Source organism: Microbulbifer mangrovi (assembly GCF_002009015.1).
GTDB lineage: Bacteria > Pseudomonadota > Gammaproteobacteria > Pseudomonadales > Cellvibrionaceae > Microbulbifer > Microbulbifer mangrovi.
In genome coordinates this window covers 24,342-45,762 of the sequence record NZ_LZDE01000334.1, presented here as the reverse complement: position 1 = coordinate 45,762, position 21,421 = coordinate 24,342, and the positions used below count along the sequence as shown (strand labels likewise).

18 protein-coding genes and 1 tRNA gene are annotated in these 21,421 nt (G+C 57.8%); 12 read left to right on the top strand and 7 right to left on the bottom strand.

Going from position 1 to position 21,421, the window contains the following annotated elements; genetic code table 11:
* Nucleotides 1-569: 569 nt before the first annotated feature.
* The 3 genes from B4U49_RS14430 to B4U49_RS14420 all read right to left on the bottom strand — a co-directional run bounded on the left by B4U49_RS14430 (nucleotide 570) and on the right by B4U49_RS14420 (nucleotide 2,841).
* A complete protein-coding gene (locus B4U49_RS14430) occupies nucleotides 570-1,322 on the bottom strand; it encodes a DUF6387 family protein (protein ID WP_078085306.1) in 753 nt (250 codons plus the stop codon).
* Between the two features lie 15 nt (nucleotides 1,323-1,337).
* On the bottom strand, nucleotides 1,338-2,570 hold the full coding sequence (locus tag B4U49_RS14425; protein ID WP_078085305.1) for a tyrosine-type recombinase/integrase: 1,233 nt from the start codon (nucleotides 2,568-2,570) through the stop codon (nucleotides 1,338-1,340).
* 184 nt (nucleotides 2,571-2,754) lie between these two features.
* A tRNA-Leu gene (locus tag B4U49_RS14420) sits at nucleotides 2,755-2,841 on the bottom strand.
* Nucleotides 2,842-2,981: 140 nt separating this feature from the next.
* On the opposite strand from B4U49_RS14420, the gene queA reads away from it, so the two are divergent.
* The 4 genes from queA to secF all read left to right on the top strand — a co-directional run bounded on the left by queA (nucleotide 2,982) and on the right by secF (nucleotide 8,281).
* Entirely contained in the window at nucleotides 2,982-4,037 is a 1,056-nt protein-coding gene (gene queA / locus B4U49_RS14415) for a tRNA preQ1(34) S-adenosylmethionine ribosyltransferase-isomerase QueA (protein WP_078085304.1), read from the top strand.
* A gap of 85 nt (nucleotides 4,038-4,122) precedes the next feature.
* Nucleotides 4,123-5,238 (top strand): tRNA guanosine(34) transglycosylase Tgt, encoded by a 1,116-nt coding sequence (gene tgt, locus B4U49_RS14410; protein WP_193432852.1) that lies wholly within the window; start codon nucleotides 4,123-4,125, stop codon nucleotides 5,236-5,238.
* A 162-nt stretch (nucleotides 5,239-5,400) separates the two neighbouring features.
* Nucleotides 5,401-7,269, top strand: coding sequence for a protein translocase subunit SecD (gene secD, locus B4U49_RS14405; protein ID WP_078085302.1), 1,869 nt, complete (start codon nucleotides 5,401-5,403; stop codon nucleotides 7,267-7,269).
* Nucleotides 7,270-7,279: 10 nt separating this feature from the next.
* Nucleotides 7,280-8,281, top strand: a complete 1,002-nt coding sequence (gene secF / locus B4U49_RS14400) for a protein translocase subunit SecF (RefSeq protein ID WP_078085301.1) — start codon at nucleotides 7,280-7,282, stop codon at nucleotides 8,279-8,281.
* Nucleotides 8,282-8,428: 147 nt separating this feature from the next.
* On the opposite strand, the gene B4U49_RS14395 is transcribed toward secF, so the two are convergent.
* The 4 genes from B4U49_RS14395 to pyrC all read right to left on the bottom strand — a co-directional run bounded on the left by B4U49_RS14395 (nucleotide 8,429) and on the right by pyrC (nucleotide 11,753).
* On the bottom strand, nucleotides 8,429-8,626 hold the full coding sequence (locus tag B4U49_RS14395) for a hypothetical protein (RefSeq protein WP_078085300.1): 198 nt from the start codon (nucleotides 8,624-8,626) through the stop codon (nucleotides 8,429-8,431).
* 160 nt (nucleotides 8,627-8,786) lie between these two features.
* On the bottom strand, nucleotides 8,787-9,776 hold the full coding sequence (locus B4U49_RS14390) for an extracellular catalytic domain type 1 short-chain-length polyhydroxyalkanoate depolymerase (RefSeq protein ID WP_078085299.1): 990 nt from the start codon (nucleotides 9,774-9,776) through the stop codon (nucleotides 8,787-8,789).
* A gap of 160 nt (nucleotides 9,777-9,936) precedes the next feature.
* Nucleotides 9,937-10,635 carry a ribonuclease T gene (rnt, locus tag B4U49_RS14385; protein WP_078085298.1) on the bottom strand — a complete coding sequence of 233 codons (699 nt, stop codon included), beginning with the start codon at nucleotides 10,633-10,635 and terminating at the stop codon, nucleotides 9,937-9,939.
* 80 nt (nucleotides 10,636-10,715) lie between these two features.
* Nucleotides 10,716-11,753: a dihydroorotase gene (gene pyrC / locus B4U49_RS14380; RefSeq protein ID WP_078085297.1), complete on the bottom strand. Its 1,038-nt coding sequence runs from the start codon at nucleotides 11,751-11,753 to the stop codon at nucleotides 10,716-10,718.
* A gap of 355 nt (nucleotides 11,754-12,108) precedes the next feature.
* Here pyrC and B4U49_RS14375 point away from each other — a divergent pair, with 355 nt between their 5' ends.
* The 8 genes from B4U49_RS14375 (at nucleotide 12,109) to B4U49_RS14340 (ending at nucleotide 21,410) form a co-directional block, all read left to right on the top strand.
* Complete coding sequence (locus tag B4U49_RS14375; RefSeq protein ID WP_078085296.1) at nucleotides 12,109-13,329, top strand: argininosuccinate synthase; 1,221 nt, start codon at nucleotides 12,109-12,111, stop codon at nucleotides 13,327-13,329.
* A gap of 143 nt (nucleotides 13,330-13,472) precedes the next feature.
* Nucleotides 13,473-14,933 carry a cytochrome-c oxidase, cbb3-type subunit I gene (ccoN, locus tag B4U49_RS14370; RefSeq protein WP_078085295.1) on the top strand — a complete coding sequence of 487 codons (1,461 nt, stop codon included), beginning with the start codon at nucleotides 13,473-13,475 and terminating at the stop codon, nucleotides 14,931-14,933.
* 12 nt (nucleotides 14,934-14,945) lie between these two features.
* Complete coding sequence (ccoO, locus tag B4U49_RS14365) at nucleotides 14,946-15,563, top strand: cytochrome-c oxidase, cbb3-type subunit II (RefSeq protein ID WP_078085294.1); 618 nt, start codon at nucleotides 14,946-14,948, stop codon at nucleotides 15,561-15,563.
* Between the two features lie 12 nt (nucleotides 15,564-15,575).
* Complete coding sequence (locus tag B4U49_RS14360; protein WP_078085293.1) at nucleotides 15,576-15,800, top strand: cbb3-type cytochrome oxidase subunit 3; 225 nt, start codon at nucleotides 15,576-15,578, stop codon at nucleotides 15,798-15,800.
* Complete coding sequence (gene ccoP / locus B4U49_RS14355; protein ID WP_193432851.1) at nucleotides 15,797-16,705, top strand: cytochrome-c oxidase, cbb3-type subunit III; 909 nt, start codon at nucleotides 15,797-15,799, stop codon at nucleotides 16,703-16,705. The genes B4U49_RS14360 and ccoP overlap by 4 nt, the downstream gene beginning before the upstream one ends.
* A gap of 161 nt (nucleotides 16,706-16,866) precedes the next feature.
* The gene (gene ccoG / locus B4U49_RS14350) at nucleotides 16,867-18,282 is read left to right on the top strand and encodes a cytochrome c oxidase accessory protein CcoG (RefSeq protein ID WP_078085292.1); all 1,416 of its coding nucleotides are present in this window, start codon (nucleotides 16,867-16,869) and stop codon (nucleotides 18,280-18,282) included.
* An 88-nt stretch (nucleotides 18,283-18,370) separates the two neighbouring features.
* Nucleotides 18,371-18,907 carry a FixH family protein gene (locus B4U49_RS14345; RefSeq protein ID WP_239692649.1) on the top strand — a complete coding sequence of 179 codons (537 nt, stop codon included), beginning with the start codon at nucleotides 18,371-18,373 and terminating at the stop codon, nucleotides 18,905-18,907.
* Between the two features lie 4 nt (nucleotides 18,908-18,911).
* A complete protein-coding gene (locus B4U49_RS14340; RefSeq protein WP_078085290.1) occupies nucleotides 18,912-21,410 on the top strand; it encodes a heavy metal translocating P-type ATPase in 2,499 nt (832 codons plus the stop codon).
* Nucleotides 21,411-21,421: the final 11 nt, after the last annotated feature.

The following is a 21,421-nucleotide window of genomic DNA, read 5'->3' as shown; positions in this document are numbered from 1 at the left end:
TCAATGGTTTCTACTCGTGCTTTTACTGGGATGGCGAGGTAATCGCGGGCCCACTTAATGGCGTCGCGCAGGCGGGCGTCTCCAGTGACCTGCTCTGCCTCTAGGCGGTTGAGGCTGTGGCCAGCGGCGAGGTATAGGAGTACCAGTTCCGCATGGGTGAGTTTTTTGGGCAAATAGATGCTCACTTGGTCTCCTCCCGGTGTTCTTGGAAATTCTCGGTAAGGGTTTCTTGTAGTTGGCGGATGTAGCCTGCCCGCCAAACCGACGTCTTCGGGCCAAGCTTGATGGGACGCTCAACTTTTCCAAGCGCTACCCAAAGCCACCAGGTACTGAGCCCGATACCCAGATGTTGGGCGCACTCTCTGGCACGACAAAATGCGTCAGGATCTTGTGGAAGTGGTCTCTGATGAGGGAATGTAGCCATAGTTCTATCTCATTTAGCTTAATAGAGCGCAGACAAATCTATGGAAACCCGGCAGAGCAAAAACCCGGAAGAATTTTTAAATTTTCCCGGGTACAAAATTTGTACAGCTCAAGTCTGTATGGGCCGTGGCATAAGAGTGGTGGCGCTAGCGGGAAATCGAGGCGATAAAGCCCGCAGATAGCGCGAGGTTGGCTCTCGGTTTAAGTGTCTCGTCGATAAAACGCTGATGACGCGACTCCTCCAGTCGAGGTTCGGGAAATAGAACTCTCGCGAGCTGAGGGGAGGGGATGCGGGTGTGGTTGATCTTTGACCAGTGCAGCAGGTCAATATACTGGAGCACGCGATATTGATGTAATTTGGCCAGTGCTGCTTCAGATGCCGCCTGGTCGGGGCTTTGGGTTTCCTTCAGCATCCGCCAACGAGGCAACATTTGCTTTATTTGATTCAGGATGACTGTATCTGTCGCGCATAGGTCTATGGTGAGGCGAAGGCTTTGATCTTGTAGAAGTTCATCAAGGGCTCGGTACTCGTCTTCGGAGCTGGATTGTTGACCGTTGAGCTCTAGAGTGGCCATTAGCTCTGCCCACCAGGTCGGTATGACCGGTCCCATGTTGGGTGATTCACCATCGGCAGCTCTGAAGAACTCGGATTGTGCCGCCAAAGTCTTCGAGACGGTTTCAGGGGGCTGTAAATGAGGGGCACATCCCTTGGGAATCATTGCCTCTAAAGTGTCTTTGGGGAATATGGGGGTGTTACCATTAAATGCGAGTGCGCGATCAACTCTGTGGCGCAGTAGCAATTGGTCACTCCATTGTTGCGGAGTGAGATGTTTCGTCGCAGTGTAGTTATGCAGTTCAAACCATGCGGGGATCGTCACTGTTGTTTTTGTATAATGCATGTGGTCGAGTTGTGGTTAAGGTTGCGTTGGGAATTGGAGGGTGATGATGTTTCCCCTTAGCGTTTGCGCTCGAAGCTCATCAAGGTAGTCTGCCCACCTTTGCATCATTTCAGCTCGTTGGTGCAGATGTTTGGTTCGGTTGTAAGCGCGTCCATTGACGTCGCGTACTTGGTGCGCAAGCTGGTGTTCAATCCAGTCGACAGGAAACCCCAAAACTTCATCCAGGATTGTCCTGCCCATGGCCCTAAATCCATGCGGGGTCATTTGTTCCTTTTCATACCCGAGGCTGAGCAGGGCAACTCGGATAGCGTTCTCGCTCATAGGCCGTTTGGCGCCTCGATTGCTAGGGAAGACATATCCACTACGGTGCGCAGTGTATGGCTCGACCTGTCGCAGGATGCGGATAGCCTGCTGGCACAGTGGCACCATGTGGGGTTGCCGCATTTTCATCTTCTCTGCGGGGATTTCCCAAACAGCGTTGGCCCAGTCAATTTCACTCCATTCCATATGTCTGAGTTCACCCGGTCTGCAAAGAAAGAGGGGAGAGAGTTTGAGGGCGGCTTGCACTACCCGGGTGCCCTGGTAGTTGTGGATCCCTAACATCAGCGGTCCGACTTCTCGCGGATCGGTGATTGCGGCACGATGCTGGGTCTCCGGGGTCTTCAGCGCCCCGCGCAAATCTACTGTCGGGTCTCGCTCGGTACGGGCTGTGGCCACCGCATAGCGAAAGACACGACTGGCAAGCTGCTTGGTCCGGTGGGCTGTTTCAAGTAGCCCGGCTCGTTCGATGGGCCGTAAGGCATCTAGAACTTGGGCGGCGCTGATCGCACTAATGGGGGAGGAACCCAGTGACGGGAAGAGGCGTTTCTCCAGTAGAGTTTTGGCCCGCTGCTTTCCCCTGCCTTCTTTATTAGAGAATTCTTTGGTAACCCACTCGAGAGCAACGTGTTCGAAGCTATTGGCAGCGGCTATCTTTCGAGCAAGTTTCTCCGCCTTCTTCACCGCCGCCGGGTCGCGGCCTTCGGCTAGCTGACTTTGCGCCTCTAGATGGAGCTGTCTTGCCCGCTTGAGTGTAAGTGCGGGGTACTTTCCGATGGCGAGGGTCTTTCCTTTCTCCATATAGCGGTAATTGAACCGCCAGAGCTTTGAACCCGTGGGATTCACCAGAAGGTATAGGCCGCCTTGATCGGCTAACTTGTAGGGTTTTTCCTGTGCCTTGGCTTGCTTGATCTTGGTGTCACTTAACATGCTTGCCACATCTCCCATTGAGGGTATCAATCGGAGGGGGTCAGCAGAATACCCTCAAAGATACCCGAAAATACCCTTCGACGAGGGTAGAGAAGTTTGGATGAACTGGGACGATCATAGCGCGTCCAGCCCTGCAGTCCGCAGGAGCTGGTTGGATTGTACTGGATGGGGATAGATAGGAATGTGGTACCAGAGGCCGGACTCGAACCGGCACACCCGTTAAGGCGGGGGATTTTGAATCCCCTGTGTCTACCAATTTCACCACTCTGGCAGTTTCTCGAGCGAAGTTCGAACTAGGCTCGGAAAGGACGATGATTATAGCGATGGGCCAGTTGCGGTCAACCGGATTTGGCTGCGGGAGTGCTTTCCGTTAGGATTCGCGACCAATCAATAACCACCTAGACTGAATTCATGCAACGCCAGGATTTTTATTTCGATCTGCCGGAATCTTTGATCGCCAAGGCGCCAACCGAGGAGCGCCGGGGTAGTCGTCTTTTGTGCCTCAATGGTGAGACCGGTGAGCTGGCTCACCGCCGCTTTAGCGATCTCCTCGATCTGGTGGAACCCGGTGATCTGCTGGTATTCAACGACACCCGGGTGATTCCGGCGCGACTGTTTGCGCGTAAGGCCAGCGGGGGGCGGCTGGAGATCCTGATAGAGCGGGTGCTGGACGAGTATCGTGCCCTGGCACATATCCGTTCGAGCAAGTCGCCCAAGCCCGGCAGTGAAATTCTGCTGGAAGATGGCACCGTCCTGAAGATGGTAGATCGTCACGATGCGCTGTTTGAGCTGGAATTTCCGGAGGAAGGCGCGCTGTCAGTACTGGAACGTCTGGGTCACATGCCACTGCCGCCCTATATAGACCGTGCCGATACGGAATCTGACAAAGAGCGCTACCAGACGGTTTACAGTCGTAACGCCGGAGCGGTAGCTGCGCCCACCGCCGGACTACATTTCGACGACGAAATGATCGAATCGCTGCGGCGCAAGGGGGCGGATACGGCATTTGTTACCCTGCATGTGGGCGCCGGTACCTTCCAACCGGTACGTGTTGACGATATCCACACCCACAAGATGCATACCGAGATTCTGGACGTGCCGGAAGCGGTATGTGCGGCGGTTGCTGCGTGCAAAGCTCGCGGCGGACGGGTAATCGCGGTGGGCACAACCAGTGTTCGCGCGCTGGAGAGTGCGGCCGCATCTGGTGAACTGAAGCCGACTCAGGGCGAGACGGACATCTTTATTTACCCGGGGTACAGGTTCCGGGTGGTGGATCGCCTGATCACCAATTTCCATTTGCCGGAGTCAACACTACTGATGTTGGTGAGTGCCTTCGCAGGATATCGAAACACCATGAACGCTTACGCGGCAGCGGTAGAAAATGAGTACCGCTTTTTCAGCTATGGCGACGCGATGCTGATTGAGCGTAACGACGTGGTAGACCCCGCGGAAGTGGGCCAAAAGTAATATTTCGGCCTGAATTCAGCACTGAGACAACGACACAGATTTAGCGACAGATTGCGAGGAGAACGTCTTGAGCCGCGAGTGTTTTATGAAATTTGAAGTGGACACCACAGATGGAAAGGCCCGTCGTGGGCGGCTGCATTTCCCTCGCGGCGTGGTCGAGACTCCGGCGTTTATGCCGGTAGGCACCTACGGCACCGTAAAAGGTATGCTGCCGCGGGATGTGGAAGAGATCGGTGCACATATTATTCTCGGCAATACCTTTCACCTGATGTTGCGCCCCGGTACCGAGGTCATCAAGGAACACGGAGACCTGCACGATTTCATGCAGTGGCAGGGGCCGATCCTTACCGACTCTGGCGGTTTCCAGGTGTTTAGTCTCGGCAAGATGCGCAAGATCAGCGAAGAGGGGGTTTCCTTCAAATCGCCGGTGGACGGCAGCCCGGTATTCGTGGGGCCGGAAGAGTCCATGCAGGTGCAAAAGGACCTGGGTTCCGACGTAGTGATGATCTTTGACGAGTGCACACCTTATCCGGCGACGCCGGACGAGGCGCGTAAGTCCATGGAGTTGTCCCTGCGCTGGGCGAAGCGATCCAAAGACGCACACGGGGACAATCCTTCCGCGCTGTTCGGTATTGTACAGGGGGGGATGTATCCGGAGTTGCGGGATGTGTCTCTGGCCGGGCTGACCGAAATCGGGTTTGACGGCTACGCCATCGGCGGACTGTCCGTGGGGGAGCCCAAGGAAGAAATGATCAAGGTTTTGGATCATCTCGCCTACAAGATGCCCGAGGATAAGCCGCGCTACCTGATGGGGGTCGGCAAGCCTGAGGATCTGGTGGAGGGCGTTCGCCGCGGTGTGGATATGTTCGACTGCGTTATGCCCACCAGGAATGCGCGCAATGGCCACCTGTTTACCTTTGCCGGTGTCGTGAAGATTCGCAATGCCAAGCACCGTCACGATACCGGGCCACTTGAGGACGGGTGCGATTGCTACACCTGTGAAAACTTCTCCCGCAGCTATCTCCATCATTTGGACAAATGTGGAGAAATCCTTGGCTCCCAGCTCAATACCATCCACAACCTTCGCCATTACCAGCGGCTGATGCAGCGTCTGCGGGACGCCATCGCTGCAGGTGCGCTGGAGGAGTATGTGGCCTCGTTTTATGAGGGTTTGGGGCGAGAGGTACCGCCACTGGGGTGAGTGGCGGGGTGCTGATTTGTGCCACCTGCCTATCCCCGTATAATCAGCTCCCTATTTAGATTCGGGCGCCCGGTGGTTGTAATCACTGGCGCGCGTCCGCATATCGTGAGTTATCGAAAAAAATGTGCCCGTTGAACGGGCCACTCCAACAATGAGACCAGCATGAATCGCTTCCCCCTCTGGAAATATCTACTGATCCTGATCATTACCGGGTTGGGGCTGTTGTACGCAGCGCCGAATCTGTATCCCCCCGACCCTGCTGTACAGATATCCGGCCAATCCAGTGCGCTGCAAATTGATCAAAATGTGCTCAATGATGTGCAGGAAGCGCTGGACGAAGCGGGCATCGCCTATTTTGGTGGTGAGGTTCAGGACAAGTCGGTTCTGATTCGCCTGAAGTCCATCGAGGAGCAGTTGCCGGCCAAGCGTGCTATCCAGGAATCACTCGGTCACAGCGAATACGTAGTGGCTCTCAACCTGGCACCAACCACGCCTGAGTGGTTGCAAAGTATGGGTGCGAGCCCGATGAAGCTCGGCCTCGACCTCGCCGGTGGTGTGCACTTCCTGATGGAAGTGGATACCAACTCCATCGTCAAAACCAACATGGAAGGCTATGTCTCCGACGTCAAATCCAAGCTGCGTGGGGCCAAGGCGCGCTATCGCAGTGTAGATCTGGAAAACGACCGGGAAATCATTGCCAAATTTCGCTCGGAAGATCTGCGCGATCTGGGAATGCGCACCCTGCGTAAAGAGTTCCCGACTCTGCAGCTGACCGAAGCCGGTGGCGGCAGCAATCTGGAGATCCGTGCGACGCTCTCCGAGCAGGAGATCAAGCAGCTGGAAGACTACGCGGTAACCCAGAACCTCACCACCCTGAGAAACCGGGTGAATGAGCTGGGCGTGGCCGAGCCGATTGTCCAGCGTCAGGGACGCAACCGCATCGTGGTGGAGCTGCCCGGTGTACAGGATACTGCGGAAGCGAAGCGTATCATCGGTAAGACCGCCAACCTCGAATACCGTATGGAAGCCAAGTCCGATGCGCTGGTAACCAGTAAAGAATACTTCGAATACCGCGATGAGCAGGAGCGTGCCGCATACGGCGGTGCCTGGCTCGAGCGCAAGATCATCATCTCTGGTGAGCGGGTGACCGATGCGCGCGTTGGTTACGACGAGAGCGGTTTCCCGCAGGTGAACATCACCCTGGATTCCCGCGGTGGTGAAATGATGCACCGCGCGACCTGGAAGAATGTCGGCCGCCGTATGGGTACCCTGTTCGTAGAAAGCCGTTTCACCCCAGAAAAGCAGGTCGATGCAGAGGGCAATGAGGTTATTGTCCAGAAGCGTACGGACGATAAGAAAATCATCAGTCTGGCGACGGTACAGAGCCCGCTGGGACGTCAGTTCCGCACCACTGGCCTGGGCAGCCCGGCAGAAGCACAGGAACTAGCGCTGCTGCTGCGCTCCGGTGCCCTGGCCGCGCCGATGTATTTTGTCGAAGAGCGGGTTATTGGTCCGTCTCTGGGTGCAGACAACATTGACGTCGGTGTGACCTCGGTACAGATCGGCCTGCTGGCAGTCGTCATTTGTATGCTGCTGTTTTACCGGGTGTTTGGCCTTGCGGCCAACATCGCATTGGCCACCAACCTGGTTTTGCTGGTGGCGGTGATGTCTATTCTGGGCGCGACGCTGACCCTGCCGGGGATTGCCGGTATGGTGTTGACCATCGGTATGGCGGTGGATGCCAACGTGTTGATCTTCTCCCGTATCCGCGAGGAGTTGCGCAACGGGTTACCCCCCCAGTCGGCCATCAACGCCGGTTTCGACAACGCGTATAGCGCGATCGTGGATGCCAACATCACCACATTGATTGTGGCTGTGATCCTGTATGCCATCGGCTCCGGTCCGGTTCAGGGCTTCGCGGTGACACTGTCTATCGGCATTCTCACCTCCATGTTCAGTGCCATCATGGGTACTCGGGCGTTGATCAATTTGTTCTACGGCGGCCGCCGTGTTCAGAAACTGTGGATTTAAGGGGACGGTGATGAGCAATACCAAAGAAGAGAACGGCAAGATCACCGAATATATGGGCAAGCGCGTGTACGACTTCATGCGCTGGCGCAAACTTGCCGCGGCGATCTCGCTGCTGCTGGTGGTTGCCTCCATTGTGGCCCTGGCCACCAATGGCTTGAAGCTGGGCCTGGATTTTACTGGCGGTACCCAGATTGAGGTGGGTTACGAAAATGCGCCCAAGATTGAAGATGTCCGCAACCAGTTAACCGACGCCGGATTTGAAGGCGCCGCGGTGGTGCGGTTCGGCTCCGATAGTGAACTGCTGATCAAGCTGCCGCCGGAAGTCGCCGAGCAGCAGGCCCAGCAAAATGCGCGGGATGCAGATGCGACCAATTCCATCGGTGACAAGGTCGTCGGCGCCCTGCGTCAGCATACAGACGGCAAAATAGAACTGCGTCGTGTGGAAATGGTCGGCCCGCAGATCGGTGAAGAACTGCGTGATGATGGTGGCCTCGGCATGCTGTTCGCGCTTGCGGTGGTCATGGCTTACGTGGCGTTGCGCTTCCAGTACAAATTCGCCGTTGGTGCGGTAGTGGCCCTGATTCACGATGTGATCATCGTACTCGGCTTTTTTGCGATTCTTCGCCTGGACTTTGACCTCACCGTTCTGGCTGCGGTACTGGCGGTGATCGGTTACTCGATCAACGACACCATCGTGGTATATGACCGCGTGCGGGAGAATTTCCGCAAGGTGCGGCAGGCCGAGCCTGCGGAGGTGATCAACATCTCCATGAGCCAGACCCTGAGCCGGACGTTCATGACCTCCTTCACCACCTTGCTGGTGCTGTGGGCACTGCAGTTCTTCGGCGGGGAGCTGATCCACAACTTCTCACTGGCGCTGATCGTGGGTGTGATCATTGGTACCTTCTCTTCCGTGTACGTGGCAGCCAACATCCTGATGGCCATGAACACCACCAAGGAAGACCTGATGCCACCGGTGAAAGAGGGTGCGGAGCTGGACGAAATGCCCTGAGGCGAGAGTTCTTCAGGCACAAAAAAGGCGGGTTCTACCCGCCTTTTTTGTGCCTGCCGATTCAGAGAGCGGCGCCAAGTATGTTGCGCCAGTGCTGCCACGGGAGATTTACCGAATGGCTGGTGCTTCGGCGGGCGAAGAAGACTCTCAGGCGCGGGGTTTTTTACCCAGGGTGATGTGCTTGGGGCCGGAGGTGTTGGTCTGGCCGCTGACGCCTTTGGGTACCTGTTCGATCTTGCCGCCACTGGCGAGGAAGGCCTGAACCTGGGATTCGATAGCTTCGCGTGACTCGGTTGAAACCGTTTCCTTGCCGCGCTTGCTTGCGCTGGATGCTTTTTTAGCCACAGTTCTGTCCACTTTTATGTATGAACGGTAGATATTACCGCAATTTGTGCAAAAAATCACCCATTAACCCGCTGGTGGCCCTGATGGCCCCGACAGTGCCCTGCCGGGGAGCGAGCGAAACCGCGAAAAAGCGTGAAAATTCAAGCTGTTATCGACGTTATCAAGGGCGTGAGGCGCTGTCGCTGAGTGCCTTCCCGCCAGTGCGGTCGACGCGTTTGTTGTGTTTGATGAAGTACTGGCCCAGGTATTTGGCGTAGTTGATCCCGGTGCTGTTGATATAGCTACCACTGGCACCGTTGCCACCGGACCAGGAGTGATCCACACCATTCATCCACAGCATGGAGACTCTTCCGCCTTGCCAGAGGATCTCCTTAGCGTTGCTGTCTCCTTGTGAATAGGTGTTGCTTGCGGGCGCCTCCGCTACACCGTACACGCCCGCCATACCTTCCGCGTTCTGGGTGTTGTAGCAATCGTCGACGATGGTGTCGTCGGTACCGTGGGCAATGGAGGCGATCTGGGTTTCAAAGTGGCTGGAATGGCTGCCTGCATAGGTGTTGCAGCGGCTGACCACATCTGCGGCCTCACAATTGCGGATAGCGCCGCTGGCGCTGGTGCCGATACTCGGTCCGGCGCTGATCCCCATGCCGGCGAATACGTCTGGAGCGATACACGCCGTGGTATTGGCAAATACCGCGCCGGAGGAGAGCCCGGCGATGTAAACCTGGGCCGGGTCGATGTTGCGTTCACTGTCCCGGCTCATGGCATTTGCGAGATCAACCAGGTTTTTGTAGTCCCCGGCAGAGCGGGACCTGTCGCCTTCCCAGTATGACCAGCAGCCGTATCCGGCCTTGTTCATGGCATCGGGCACTGCGACGACCATGCCGTATTCTTCCGCAGCGCTTTCCAGATTGGCAGTCAGATAGGTATCGATGGACTGGGTACAGCCGTGCAGTACCACCAGCAGGGACTTGCCGTCGCCAATCGGCGAGACACTGTCCGGGGTATAGATATGTACCTTGTTGAAGCCGCCGATAGTGACATTTTGTTGCCAGCTGCCCGCGTGGGACATGCTGGCACCGAGAGACAGGCAGGCAGCCCCCGCTAACCCGAGACTGGCGCCCAGGAGTTTGCGCAGTTTTATCTTGTTCATCGCTCTCACCGTTATTCTTGTCGGAACTGGCCCCAGCCTAGCGGGGCGGAAATATGGTGGGTATGCGACCTAGGTAGTAGGAAGCCGTGGCGAGGTGTTTGGGGAAAAGTTTACCGGTGGAGGTTGCCGGGAGGCCCGACGCGATTGTCGGGCGTAGCGTTCAGCTCGTGGAAGATTCACTGTCCGCAGAGACATCGCCATCCTCGGCGGTCGGGGCGCTCAGGGGCCAGCCGCCCATGTCCCGCCAGCGGTTAACGATGCCGCAGAACAGCTCTGCGGTCTTTTCCGCATCGTATTCTGCGGAGTGCGCGCTGTTGTTGTCGAACTCGACACCGGCAGTCTGGCAGGCTTTGGCCAGCACAGTCTGGCCGTAGGCGAGGCCCGCCAGGGTTGCGGTGTCCATGCAGGAGAAGGGGTGGAAGGGGTTGCGCTTCAGTCCGCAGCGTTCCACTGCGGCATTGATAAAGCCGAGGTCGAAATGGGCGTTATGCGCCACCATGATCGCGCGGGTGCAGCTGTGGGCCTTGATTGCGCGCCGGATCTTGCGGAACAGTTCTGGCAAAGCAATCTCTTCGGGCCAGGCATCGCGATCCGGTGATTCGAGATCGACACCGATGAAATCCAGGGCAGATTGCTCGATATTCGCGCCCTCAAAGGGCTCGATATGGAAGCTGTGGGTTTCTTCGGCAAACAGGGTTCCCTCATCGTCCATGTTGAGGATGACGGCCGACACCTCCAGAAGGGCATCCGTGCGGGCGTTGAAGCCCGCTGTCTCGAGATCCAGGACCACGGGGAGAAAGCCGCGGAATCGCTGCGCCAGAGGACTTTTGGGGCCGGTGGGGGCTTCTGCTGGGGTCACTGAAAATCCTGGTGTCTGGGTATCTATTGGGTATCGGTGGCTGCTTCGTGAGCGGTAATCGAGGCTTTTCTGTGGCGCCGTCAGGCGAGACGCCAGTTCAAGGTCTCGCCCGCGGCCAGCGGGATCAGCGATTCAGAGCCCATCTGCAAGCCCGAAGGCAGGGTCCATGGTTCCCGCACCAGGGTGATGGTATCCGAGTTGCGCGGCAGACCGTAAAAGTCCGGGCCAAACTCGCTGGCAAACGCTTCCAGGCGATCCAGCTTGCCCGCCTGCTCAAAGGCTTCGGCGTAGAGCTCGATGGCACTGAACGCGGTATAACAACCGGCGCAGCCACAGGCGGTTTCCTTCTTGCCCTGCGCGTGCGGTGCGGAATCGGTGCCGAGGAAAAACTTCGGGCTGCCACTGGTTGCGGCTTCGATCAGGGCATTCTGATGGTAGCCGCGTTTCAGAATTGGCAGGCAGTAATAGTGGGGGCGGATGCCTCCCACCAGCATATGGTTGCGATTGTACAGCAGATGGTGCGCGGTAATGGTGGCTGCCACGCCGTCGCGAGCCTGGGCCACAAATTCTGCCGCATTGGCCGTTGTGATGTGCTCAAGCACGATCTTGAGGTTCGGGAAGTCATCAACCACCGGGCCGAGGATGGTATCGATAAACACCTGTTCCCGGTCAAAAATATCGATATCCGCAGTTGTCACTTCTCCGTGCAGCAGCAGTTTCATACCGCAGGACTGCATGGCTTCCAGCGCCGGATAGATATTGGCGATATCGGTAACCCCGGAATCGGAGTTGGTGGTGGCGCCCGCCGGATAAAGCTTGGCGGCGACAACGCCGGCGGCGTGGGCTTGCTGCACCACTTCCGGAGTCGTGTTGTCCGTCAGGTAGATCACCATCAGCGGGGTAAAGTTGCCGCCCTCGGGGATGGCTGCCTCGATACGCTTCCGGTAGGCGAGCGCGCCATCGGCGTCGGTTACCGGTGGTACCAGGTTGGGCATGATGATGGCGCGCCGAAACTGCTTCGCGGCGTCGCCAACCGTGCGCTCGAGCGCGGCGCCGTCGCGTAAATGAATGTGCCAGTCGTCAGGTGCGCGCAGGGTAATTTGCTGCTTGGAGTCCACCGAATATCTCCTCCCGGATTGATCGCGGCGCCGATGCTACCCGAAGCGCCAAAAAATTGCGAAAACTGCGGTGAATGCCTCATCCATCACCAGATTGAATATAAAGTAATCAGGGGCTGCTGTTTGCTTTATAGGCAAATACCGGACTGGCCGTCTGGTGCTGGTCGTGGACGTTTCTAGGCGCTACAATCGCGCCCCGAAAAAAGCGGCCTATCCGCAGTTCCTGGGCACACATCCAACAATAAATTTCCCCAGACCAAGACTTTTCACAGGTGCTCGGCGTCCAGTGTGGCAATCGTGTACCTGTTGTGACGGTATAGCCCGTGTGTGCGGGCCCACTATACAGAGGATAGTAATGAGCAAGATCGATAAGGTGGTATTGGCGTATTCCGGCGGACTCGATACTTCGGTGATCGTGCGCTGGCTCCAGGATACCTACGGCTGCGAGGTCGTTACCTTTACCGCCGACATCGGTCAGGGTGAAGAAGTGGAACCGGCACGCGCCAAGGCGGAAGCCCTGGGCGTCAAGGAAATCTATATCGACGATCTGCGCGAAGAATTCGTGCGTGATTTTGTTTTCCCCATGTTCCGCGCCAACACCATCTACGAAGGCGAGTACCTGCTCGGTACCTCTATTGCTCGCCCGCTGATTGCCAAGCGCCTGATCGAGATCGCCAACGAGACTGGCGCGGATGCCATTTCCCACGGTGCTACCGGTAAAGGGAACGACCAGGTGCGCTTTGAGCTGGGCGCCTATGCGCTGAAGCCGGGTATCCAGGTGATTGCCCCCTGGCGCGAGTGGGACCTGAACTCCCGTGAAAAGCTGATGGAGTATTGCGAACAGCACAAGATCCCGGTGGACTTTTCCAACAAGAAGAAAAAGTCCCCTTACTCCATGGACGCCAACCTGCTGCACATCTCCTACGAGGGCGGCGTGCTGGAAGAGCCCTGGGCCGAGGCCGAGGAAGATATGTGGCGCTGGAGCGTCAGCCCGGAAGCGGCGCCGGATCAGCCTACTTACATCACCCTGCAGTACGAAAACGGCGACCCGGTTGCCATCGATGGCGAGCGTTTGAGCCCCGCCACCTTGCTGGAGAAACTCAACAAGCTGGGCGGCGCCAATGGTATTGGCCGTCTGGATATCGTTGAGAACCGCTATGTGGGCATGAAGTCTCGCGGTTGCTACGAAACTCCCGGCGGCACCATCCTGCTTAAAGCGCACCGTGCGATCGAATCCATCACGCTGGATCGCGAAGTCGCGCACCTGAAAGATGAGCTGATGCCGCGCTACGCGAAACTGATTTACAACGGCTACTGGTGGTCCCCCGAACGCGAAATGCTGCAGGCGGCGATTGATCAGTCCCAGTCTGTGGTAAATGGAGAAGTTCGCCTGAAGTTGTACAAGGGCAGTGTGACCGCCGTTGGTCGCCGCTCTGAAGACAGTCTGTTTGATGAGCGCATCGCCACCTTTGAAGACGATGCCGGCGCCTACGACCAGAAAGATGCCGAAGGCTTCATCAAACTGAACGCCCTGCGCCTGCGAATTGCCGCGGGTAAAGGTCGAGACTTGATCTAAATCAGTCGGAAACGGCGATTGAAGCGTTTAAATCGTCGTTTCTGTACCCGCCCGGTCTACCGTGAAGGGTATAGCCGCTATTTTGCTGGCGGACCCCTCGCGCTTGACGGAAACGAATCTTAAAAAGCAACGGAAGTTACACAATGAGCACAACGGTGGCAGAGGCCGGCAAGTTGCCGGACTATGACTACAACATCGTGCGCCAGTTCACCATCATGTCGGTGGTCTGGGGTATCGTTGGTATGGGCGTCGGCGTTCTCATCGCCGCACAGCTGGCATGGCCGGCGCTGAATGACCTTTGGCAGCCCTTCACGCACTTCGGTCGCCTGCGACCCCTGCACACCAACGCGGTGATTTTCGCGTTTGGAGGCAGTGTGCTGTTTGCGACTTCCTACTATGTCGTGCAGCGCACCTGTCAGACGCGCCTCTGGGGCGGTTGGTTGATCCCGTTTACTTTCTGGGGATGGCAGGTCGTTATTGTTGGCGCCGCGATTACCCTGCCAATGGGTCTTACCTCCGCGAAAGAATATGCAGAGCTGGAATGGCCGCTGGATATCCTGATCGCGCTGGTGTGGGTGGCCTATGCGATTGTGTTCTTTGGCACCATCGTCAAGCGTCGCACCTCCCACATCTATGTAGCTAACTGGTTCTTTGGTGCATACATCATCACCATTGCCGCGCTGCATATCGTCAACAACCTGGAGGTGCCGGTCAGTGCATGGAAGTCATACTCCCTGTTCGCCGGTACCACCGATGCAATGATCCAGTGGTGGTACGGCCACAACGCGGTAGGCTTCTTCCTGACGGCAGCTTTCCTCGGCATCATGTACTACTTCGTGCCCAAGCAGGCTGGTCGCCCGGTATATTCCTACCAGCTGTCCATCGTGCACTTCTGGGCATTGATCTCCATCTATGTATGGGCCGGTGGTCACCACCTGCATTACTCCGCACTGCCTGACTGGACCCAGAGCCTGGCGATGATCATGTCCGTGATCCTGCTGGCGCCTTCCTGGGGCGGCATGATCAACGGCATCATGACCCTGTCCGGTGCCTGGCACAAACTGCGCACCGACCCGACCCTGCGATTCCTGGTGGTCTCCCTGTCCTTCTATGGTATGTCCACCTTCGAAGGCCCGATGATGTCCATCAAGACCGTAAACGCGCTGTCGCACAACACCGACTGGACTGTTGGACACGTGCACTCGGGCGCCCTCGGCTGGGTGGCAATGATCTCCATCGGTGCGCTGTACCACCTGGTACCGGTATTGTGGAATCGCAAGGAAATGTTCAGCGTGAAGCTGATCAATGCACACTTCTGGCTGGCTACCGTAGGTACTGTGCTGTACATCGCCGCCATGTGGGTGAACGGTATTACCCAGGGCCTGATGTGGCGCGCATTTAACGCCGACGGCACCCTGACCTACAGTTTTGTGGAAAGCGTGATTGCCAGTCACCCGGGCTACATCGTTCGCTGGTTGGGCGGCGCCTTCTTCCTGACAGGCATGTTCCTGATGGCTTACAACGTATTCCGCACCATCACCGATGCGCCGCGGGAAGGCGAAGTGCGTCACGACGAAAACCTGCCGGTTGCGAAGAACGTTTAAGGGGAATCGATCGTGAAGAATCATGACATCGTAGAAAAGAACATCGGTCTGATGATGGTGCTGATCGTTGTGGCGATCAGCTTCGGCGCCCTGGTGGAAATTGTTCCCCAGTTCTTTACCACCAATAACCACGAACCCATCGCCGGCCTCAAGCCACTGGGCCCGGTTGAACTGGAAGGCCGCGATATTTATATCCGCGAAGGCTGCCACGTTTGCCACACCCAGATGGTCCGTCCGCTGCGCGCTGAGGTTGAGCGTTACGGCCATTACTCCATGGCACAGGAACACGTCTACGAGCACCCGTTCCTGTGGGGCTCCAAGCGCACCGGGCCTGATCTGGCGCGTGTAGGTGGCCGTTACTCTGACGAATGGCACCGTGCGCACCTGTACGATCCGCGCAATGTAGTGCCCGAGTCGATCATGCCGTCCTATCCGTGGCTGTTCGACAACGTCATCACTGGTGAACACACTGCAGCCAAGATGCGCGCCATGCGCGTCGCGGGCGTGCCTTACACCGATGAAGATATCGCGAATGCCAGCAAGCCGTTTGTTGGTGGTCGGGTTACCGAAATCGATGCACTGGTAGCTTACCTGCAGCAGCTGGGTACCCTGGTGCAACAGAAGCGCTAAGCGAGGTCATCGGTGGATATCGATATTCTGCGGCAGATAGGCGTCGTACTGGGTTCGCTGGCATTTCTCGGGATTTGCTGGTGGGCCTTTTCCCCGAAGCGCAAAAAGCGCTTTGAAGAAGACGCCAAATTACCGTTTGCTGACGAGCAAGAAACTTCTGACAAGGCCGCTCGCAAGAGCGAAACCAGTACCGGTGAAGATGCCGGTGAGAAACAGGAACAGGGGCAGGACAAATGAGTACATTTTGGAGTGTTTGGGTAATTGTGCTCACCCTCGCCAATCTAGGATTGGTAACTTGGGTTCTTTTCGCTAACCGCAAAGTGGCGGTGGACGATCAGGACGATCCGGAAAACCGCACCACGGGCCATATTTACGATGGCATTGAAGAGTACGATAACCCGCTGCCGAAATGGTGGTTCCTGTTGTTCGTTCTCACGCTGGTGTTCTCTGCCATTTATCTGGTTATTTACCCGGGTATGGGCAACTTCAAGGGAATTGGTGGCTGGACTTCCGTGGGCGCGCTGAAAGCCGATCAGGCCAAGGCGCAGGCGGAATTCAAGGAAACTTTCGGCCAGTACGTGGATATGCCGATCGAGAAGATTGCCGAAAGCCGCGAAGCGCTCAAAATGGGTGCGCGGATCTTCGCCAACAACTGCTCTGTGTGTCACGGCGCTGACGGCGGCGGTAACTACGGCTTCCCGAACCTGACAGACAGCGACTGGCTGTACGGCGGTACTCCGGAGAAAATCCTGGAGACCCTGCACAACGGTCGTCAGGGCATGATGCCTGCCCAGGGCCCGATCATCGGTGAAGACGGTGTGAAAAACGCCGCTGAATACGTGCTGGCCATGAATGGTCTCGAGCACGACGCTGCGATGGCGGAGCAGGGCAAGCAGGTATTCGGTACCGTGTGCATGGCCTGTCACGGCGTAGATGGCAAGGGCAATATGGCGCTGGGTGCACCGAACCTGACCGATGACATCTGGCTCTACGGTGGTAGCCGCGAAGAGATCCAGCACACCATTCGCGGTGGCCGCAGTAATCATATGCCGGCCCAGAAAGACAAACTGCGTGAAGACAAGATTCGTCTGGTCGCAGCCTATGTCTACAGTCTGTCTCGCCAGGAAGACGTTCAGCAGTAAATCAGCGGACGTTTAAACGCTGAATCAAGGAAAGGGCGGTGGCATCGCGCCGCCGCCCAGATCGCTGGAAGGGCACGCAGGGAAGAAAAACAAGCCTCATTGCATGTCGTAAGTCATTGCAGTCGTGACCCGATCCAGTCTTTTTCGGGAAGAGAGGTTTTGTGAGCGATAGAATACCCACCCGCGAAGAGCAGGAAGGTGATGGCGAAGTCCGCTATCGCATGCTCTACGAATCCGACGACAAAGTTTATATCCGTCACATCCGTGGCGTTTATACCCGTATTCGTAAGTACACCGGCCTGCCGCTGTTGTTGGCCTTCTTCTTTATCCCCTGGCTCAATATCGATGGGCACCAGGCGGTTCATTTCGATCTTCCCGCGCGCCAGTTCCATATTCTCTGGATGACATTCGGTCCCCAGGACGGATTCCTGCTTGGCTGGTTGCTGATCATCGCGGCCTTTGCTCTGTTTGCGGTGACTACCTGGCTCGGCCGGGTGTGGTGCGGTTTCACCTGTCCGCAAACCGTGTGGACCCTGATGTTTATCTGGGCTGAGCGGGTCTGCGAGGGTGACCGCAGCAAGCGCATGAAGCTGGATGCTGCTCCCTGGGGAGTGGAAAAGGTGCTGCGCAAAGGCGGCACACACACTATCTGGCTGCTGATTTCCCTGGCCACGGCCCTTGCCTTTGTTGGGTACTTTTACGGGATCCGCGACCTGGTGGTGGATCTCGCGACCTTCAAGGCCCATCCCCAGGGCGCTTTCTGGGTGGCATTTTTTACTTTCGCCACCTATATGAATGCGGGCTTTCTGCGCGAACAGGTGTGCAAGTACATGTGCCCCTACGCGCGTTTCCAGTCGGTCATGTATGACAAGGACACCCTCGCGGTGTACTACGATGCACGGCGCGGCGAGGCGCGTGGGCCGCGCAAGAAGAATATCGATTACAAGGCCCAGGGTATGGGCGATTGCATCGACTGCTACTGGTGTGTCCAGGTGTGCCCGGTGGATATCGATATCCGCGATGGCATGCAGTACGAGTGCATCAACTGCGGTCTGTGTGTTGATGCCTGCAACAGCGTCATGGACAAAATGGAGTATCCGCGGGGCCTGATTCGCTTCACTTCCGAAGACGAGCTGGAAACCGGCAAAACGCAGTTCGCGCGGCCACGTCTGTTCGGTTACGCGCTGATTTTGCTGTTGATGTTTGGTCTATTCGCCTATGCGGTGATGACGCGTTCACCGGTATCCGCCGAGGTACTGCGAGACCGCGGTGCGCGGATGTACCGGGTTTCCCAAGGCATGGTGCAGAATGTCTATACGGTCAAGATCAACAATATGGACCAGAAGCCGCACCAGTTCTCGATCAGCATCGAGGGTAAACCCGGGTATGATTACTCGCTGCGTATGCAGCGGGGCATGCAGATCAAGCCCGGCGAGATATACTCCGTGCCCATCCGGGTGAGTGTGCCCAAGGCACAGCTTGAGGAAACCAAGCACGATATCGTGATCGTGATCCGGGCGAAGGACGCCCCGGAGCTGGAGGATCGCCACAAAACGGTATTTATCGGTCCCAAGTAGCGGCACCCTTGTCCCGATTTGAATCGGGGCGTCCCGTGCCCGTAGCCCGTGTTACACGGGCTTTTATCTATCAATGGTTGAGTAATTAGTGTCACACAAAGCGGATAAACAAACGCCGGCTCCCTGGTACCGCGAGCCCTGGTTCTGGATGGTGATGGCGCCACTGATTCTGGTTGTGGTGGTCTCGTTTACCATGGTGTCCATCGCCGTGCGCCACGGCGATGACGTGGTGAGCGATACCTATTACAAAGACAGCCGCATGTATCACTTCAGCGCAGAGCAGGATCAACGGGCCAGGGAATTGAACCTGGCGGGTATGTTGTTGTTCTCCCCCGAAGACAAGACGGTAGCCCTGGATCTTCGCGGCCAGGTCGATTTTCCGGAAAAACTGTTACTGACCCTGAGTCACCCGGTAGAGGCAGATCTGGATACGCATATCGTGCTCGAGCAGATATCTATCGGTCGCTATCGGGGCAAGGTCGATGCACCCCTGCAACACCGCTGGTATCTGCAGGTTATGCCAGAGCTGGACCCGGAGCAGTTCCGCGATGCCCAGTGGCGCCTGAAAGGCGAAATCAATTTTGACATCGGCAATGGAGTGCCCCTGAAGCCCGTCGAGCCGTGAGCCCATGACCGATCCGCTCGCTCCCGCATCCACCGCTTCTTCCTGCGATTCTCCCAAACATCCGCTGGATTGTTACCACTGTGGCCTGCCGGTTGCCGAAGGCAGCCAATATGCAGTGCTGATCGACGGTGCGCGCCAGCCCATGTGTTGCCCCGGTTGCGAGGCGGTGGCGGGGGCCATCGTGGCCGGTGGTCTCGATAATTTCTATCGTTTCCGGGAACAGAGCAGTGAGCGCCCGGAAGGCGCGCCACAACAAGCGCGCTGGAGTGCCTATGACCTGCCGGAAGTGCAGGGTGAATTTGTCCGCGCATTCGACGACGCCAAATCCTCAACTTCTTCGCCAGAAACCCTGCGGGTAGCCAGCCTGCTTGTTAGCGGGATCACCTGTGCCGCCTGTGTGTGGCTGATCGAGAAGCACCTTTTGCGATTGCCGGGCATTGAGCGCGTCTCGGTCAACGCCAGTACCCATCGTGCCCAGGTGGTGTTCGATCCACAGCAGATCGCCGTTAGCGAGCTGTTCTCCTCACTGGCAGCCATCGGCTATCGTCCGGCACCTGCCACGGCGGCCAACAGCGAGCGCCTGATCCAGCAAGAGCGCCGCGCCGCAATGCGTCGGCTCGGGGTTGCTGGCCTCGGCACCATGCAGGTAATGATGTTCGCCATCGCCCTGTATTTTGGGGGCAGCAAGGGGATCGATAGTCAGTTCGAGCAGTTTTTCCGCTGGGTCTCTCTGGTCGTGGCTACGCCGGTGGTGTGTTACGCCGCGCAACCGTTCTTCGCCGCCGCCTGGCGGGCACTGCGCACCGGTCAGCTGGTCATGGATGTTCCCGTATCCCTCGCCATTGGCCTGGCCTATGGCGCCAGTGTCTATGCAACCGTGTTCGAGACCGGTGAGGTCTACTTTGAATCGGTTTCCATGTTCACCTTCTTCCTGCTACTGGGGCGCTCGGTGGAAATGCGCGCGCGGCATCGGGCCGGGCTGGCCAGTGGCGGGCTTGCGCAATTGCTGCCGCTGGCAGCCATGCGTCTGGACGATTCCGGCACCTCCGAATCGGTGCCGGTGACCGCGCTGGCTGCCGGTGACAGGATACTGCTGCGCCCGGGCGACACTATTCCGGTGGACGGTGTTGTGCTCGAGGGCGAAAGCGGGGTGGACGAGTCGGTGCTTACTGGCGAATCGGCCCTGCAGCAGAAACAGATCGGCAGTCAGGTCTTTGCAGGCAGTGTAAATGGCGACTCCTCGCTCACGGTGCGGGTCAGCGCGGCCGGCAGCAGTACCCGCTTGTCCGCCATCGAGAAGCTGGTGGAGCAGGCGCAGTTGGACAAACCCACCCAGGTAGCGTTGGCGGATCGGCTTGCAGGCCGGTTTATAGCCGCAGTGCTGTGTATCGCGGTGGCCGCATTTGTCTTCTGGTGGCAGCAGGCTCCGGAGCGCGCCTTCTGGGTGGCGCTTTCGGTGCTGGTTGTGACCTGTCCCTGCGCGCTGTCCCTGGCCACGCCCGCGGCGCTGGCCGCTGCCACCCTGCGCTTGCAACAACTCGGCCTGCTGGTAGCCAAGGGACATGTACTGGAAACCCTGCCGCGGCTGACCCGGGTGATTTTCGATAAGACCGGAACCCTTACCGAAGGCGAGCCGCGACTGCGCGCCATCCTACCGCTGCGCGCGGGCGTGGCAGAGAGTGAGATCCGGGATATCGCTGCGGCACTGGAAAGCCACAACAATCATCCCCTGGCGCGGGCTTTCCGGGCCTGGTTTGGCAATCGCCCGGTGCGGGAGTTGCGGTCGGTCACTGGTCGCGGGGTGTCGGGTATCTGTGGAGAAACCGCCTACCGCCTGGGACGACCGGATTTCGTGTGCGAGCTGGTGAAGGATCCCCCCCCGTCGCTGCAAGTGCCTGCCGAGCCCGGGCAGTGGTTGTTGCTGGGAGATGCCGAGGGCGCCTTGGCCTGGCTGTGCCTGGGGGATGCGGTGCGACCGAGTGCGGTTGAATCGGTCACTGCGCTGCGCGCCCAGGGCCTGGCTACGGAACTATTGAGTGGTGACCAGTCGGCAGAAGTGCCGCGCCTGGCGGAAGCCACTGGAATCGCGGATTTCCGCGGCGGCGCGTCGCCGGAACAGAAGCTGGCGCATCTGCGCAGCCTGCAGTCAGAGGGGCAGCGGCTGCTGATGGTAGGGGACGGTATCAACGATGTCCCCGTGCTGTCGGGGGCGGATGTCTCTGTGGCCATGATGTCGGCGGCAGATCTCGCGCAGTCCCGTGCCGATGCAATCCTGCTGCAGGGAGACCTGCGCGCCTTGCCCCGTGCCTTTGAATTGGCGCGCAAGTGTCGCACAATTATTCGCCAGAACCTGACCTGGGCAATTCTTTACAATGCCCTGGCGCTGCCGCTCGCTTTTCTCGGTCTGGTACCGCCCTGGGCGGCAGCCATCGGCATGTCGCTGAGTTCGCTACTGGTGGTGGTCAACGCCCTGCGTCTGTCGCGCTGGCAGCCGGCCGGCTAGGTAGTGCAGCC

Excerpts from the sequence above, each read along its gene's own strand:
- ccoN (WP_078085295.1), top strand. The coding sequence starts at position 13,473 with ATGAGCACAACGGTGGCAGAGGCCGGCAAGTTGCCGGACTATGACTAC.
- queA (WP_078085304.1), top strand. The coding sequence starts at position 2,982 with ATGCAACGCCAGGATTTTTATTTCGATCTGCCGGAATCTTTGATCGCC.
- ccoP (WP_193432851.1), top strand. The coding sequence starts at position 15,797 with ATGAGTACATTTTGGAGTGTTTGGGTAATTGTGCTCACCCTCGCCAAT.
- B4U49_RS14340 (WP_078085290.1), top strand. The coding sequence starts at position 18,912 with ATGACCGATCCGCTCGCTCCCGCATCCACCGCTTCTTCCTGCGATTCT.
- B4U49_RS14425 (WP_078085305.1), bottom strand. The coding sequence starts at position 2,570 with ATGTTAAGTGACACCAAGATCAAGCAAGCCAAGGCACAGGAAAAACCC.
- secF (WP_078085301.1), top strand. The coding sequence starts at position 7,280 with ATGAGCAATACCAAAGAAGAGAACGGCAAGATCACCGAATATATGGGC.
- tgt (WP_193432852.1), top strand. The coding sequence starts at position 4,123 with ATGAAATTTGAAGTGGACACCACAGATGGAAAGGCCCGTCGTGGGCGG.
- B4U49_RS14390 (WP_078085299.1), bottom strand. The coding sequence starts at position 9,776 with ATGAACAAGATAAAACTGCGCAAACTCCTGGGCGCCAGTCTCGGGTTA.
- B4U49_RS14430 (WP_078085306.1), bottom strand. The coding sequence starts at position 1,322 with ATGCATTATACAAAAACAACAGTGACGATCCCCGCATGGTTTGAACTG.
- B4U49_RS14375 (WP_078085296.1), top strand. The coding sequence starts at position 12,109 with ATGAGCAAGATCGATAAGGTGGTATTGGCGTATTCCGGCGGACTCGAT.
- secD (WP_078085302.1), top strand. The coding sequence starts at position 5,401 with ATGAATCGCTTCCCCCTCTGGAAATATCTACTGATCCTGATCATTACC.